1 protein-coding gene and 1 pseudogene are annotated in these 3,030 nt (G+C 60.9%); both read left to right on the forward strand.

Translation table 11 applies throughout. The annotated features are described in order from the left end of the window. Positions 1-184, forward strand: a pseudogene (locus ACXJKH_RS17750) (hypothetical protein); the annotation flags it as partial. Between the two features lie 120 nt (positions 185-304). Next, a partial coding sequence (locus ACXJKH_RS17755) for a non-ribosomal peptide synthetase (RefSeq protein ID WP_457321307.1) occupies positions 305-3,030 on the forward strand: 2,726 nt, incomplete at its 3' end.

Genomic DNA, 3,030 nt, shown 5'->3' on the forward strand with positions numbered 1-3,030 from the left:
CATCAAGCCGACGGAAGTCTATATCTATGCGCTGGGAATGGAGCCTTGGTTTAAGTACTTCATGGGCATGGACTACGACCAGGATGCGCGCCAGATTCTGGAATCTGATCGCCTGCTCGCATCATGCGCCGACTCGGGCATCCATGCCGAACGGCTGTTTGCCAAGCGTATCTGGAACATCTAGCGCCCCCGACATACTTCTGCGTACCGGTCCCGCCAACTTTCGAGATGCGGTTGGAAACATCTACCGGAACGTGTCCCCTTGCAGTCAGCCTGCGCAACACCAATGAACCAAGAGGCGTCCATGCAGCTCTTCCAGCTCGTCCGATATCTCGATGAAAATGCCATCCATCTGGTCGTTGAAGAGGGGCGCCTGCGCGTCACTGGCGGGCAGGAGCTTCTTACCGCGGATGTCGTCGCTGCGTTGAAACAGCACAGGGACGCCTTGCTGGCGCTGGTAGCGAGCGAGATTGCATCGGGCCCGCCGGCATTCGCTGATGTCAGCGAAGCACCGTTGTCGTTCGCACAGCGTCGCATGTACTTTCTGCATCAGTACGATCCGCTTGCAACGCACTTCATTCTTCCGGTGGAAATGGCCCTGCATGGGCCGTTGCATGGCGAGCGGTTCGTAGCGGCGTTGGAGCGGGTGGTGGCTCGACACCGTATCTACCGCACGACGTACTTCGTCCAGGACGGTGTCGCTTCTCAGCGGTTCCGCAGCGACCTGACTTTTCGGGTGGAACAGGTCGATCTGAGCGGGTGCGGAACGGCGTCTGCCGAAGCAGAACTGGAGAACCAGCGCGATCGCGTGATGCATCGTCCCTTCGACCTTGCCGATGAGCTACCGATCAGGGCCAGCCTGCTGCGCCTTGCCGATGACCATCATGTATTCATGCTGGGTTTCCACCATATCGCCACGGATGAATGGTCCATTCAGCAGTTCGTGGCGGAACTTGCGAAGACCTATCGCAGTCTGGATGGTGAGGGGCAGGACGCGCCGGAGGCGGCTTTGCCCCCGTCCTATATGGATTACGCAGCGTGGCAGGTGCAGCGCTTTGCTGCGGGTGCCCTCGAGCCGGCCCGATCCTACTGGGCGTACACGCTGCACGGAGCCAAGGGTGTGCTTGAACTGCCACTTGACCATCCGCGACCGGCGCAGCAGGGGTATCGCGGCCGGCTGTTGGAGCGAAAGCTTCCTGGCGCGTTGCAGCAACGCGTCGCGGCTTTCGCACGTGAACACAGGTCAAGCGAGTACGCCTGCTACCTCGGTGCCTACGCGCTCCTGTTGAGTCGGCTGACGGGAGAGCGTGACCTGGTCATCGGCACGGATGTGTACGGCCGCGAGCATCCTGGAACCCAAGATACGGCGGGATTCTTCGTCAACCAGCTTGCACTGCGTTGTGTCGTGCCAATTGGCGCGAGCGTGGAAGGCTATCTGGAAGGGGTACAGGAGACGGTCAAGGATGCCCTTGACTATCAGGAGATGCCCTTCGACCAACTTGTCGACGATCTTGGCGTTGAACGGGATCCGGCGTTCCCGCCGCTGTTTCAGGTCAAGTTCCTGTACGCTCGGGACTCACGCGACCTCGAGCAGTTCGACGGCATAACCCTGCGTGAGCGCGCTTCCGACACCGTGCTTTCGCAGTACGATCTGACACTCAAGGTCAGCAGCGAACAGGTCAAGGTCTGGTTCAACCGAGATCTGCTTCGCGTGGAGACGGTGGCGCGCTGGCTGGACATGTACTTTGTGCTGCTCGAGGAATGCCTGCACCATCCTGCGGCCGACGTTGATGGCACGCTTGGCCATGTGCTGGAACAGCAGCTATTGCCTCTGGTCCAGGGCGAGCATGTGGAGGTGGATGCCACCCGGCTTTTCGAGGGCCTGGACCAGAGCGTGGAACGTACTCCCGATGCCATAGCGGTACGGTCTCCGGTCGGGGACCTCAGCTACAGCCAGCTGCAGACGATGGTTGGCCGTATAGCCTCGCGCCTGTCGCGCATGGGAATGCGGCCGGGAGACCGGGTCGGCGTCTATCTCGAGCGGTCGCCTGAGATGGCAGCAGCGGTCATCGCGGTCTTGCGTACCGGCGGCGTGCTGGTTCCCCTGGATTCGAGCTATCCCGCCGATCATACCGAGCATACGCTTGCGGACAGCAGCATAGCGATCATCATCACCCGGTCCTCGCTGTCCGATTACCTGCCGGAGTTCTTCGGCTTCACCCTTGATGTGGAAACACTGGGTGAACACGATACGTTCGACGAAAGCTACCCTGTAATCGACCCTGAGTCACCGGCCTACCTGTTGTACACATCAGGCTCTACAGGTCTACCGAAGGGTGTGTTCATCAGCCACCGGGCTTTTGCGAACCTCTGCGATTGGTACGTTCGCTTCGCCGAGCTGGATGCGGCGAGCCGCCTGTTGCTCATGATCCCTATCGGTTTTGACGCCTCGCTGAAGAACATCGTTGCTCCGGTGATCGCCGGTGGACAGCTTATCCTTGCTCCGGCCGAGGGTTTCGATCCTGCCGGGTTGCTGGACGTTATCGCGACGGCAGGTGTTTCGATCATCAACTGCGCGCCCAGTGCGGCGTATGCGCTGCTTCGAGAAGCGCAGCGGACCGGTTTCCATTCCTTGGCCAGCATGCGCCTGCTCGCATTGGGGGGGGAAGCGCTCGACCGCTCGCAGCTGAGTCCGTGGCTGTCCAGCGAGGTCTGCAACAGCCGGGTCGCAAACATCTACGGACCCACCGAGTGCGCGGATATATCCGTAGCCTTCGTTGCCGACAAGGCACAATGGTTGGCCCTGCCACAGGTGGTCATCGGTCGGCCCATCCAGAACACCCGGGCTTACGTCCTGGATGGCAGCCAGAGACTGTGCCCACGCGGTGTGGTTGGCGAACTGGTGATGGTCGGCGATGGCGTCGGACTGGGCTACCACCAGCGCCCGGAACTTACCGGGAAGAGTTTCGTGGACCTTCCGGTTCTCGGCGGGCGCGGATACCTGACGGGCGACTATTGTCGATACGATGC

This window comes from Stenotrophomonas sp. P5_B8, assembly GCF_054049855.1.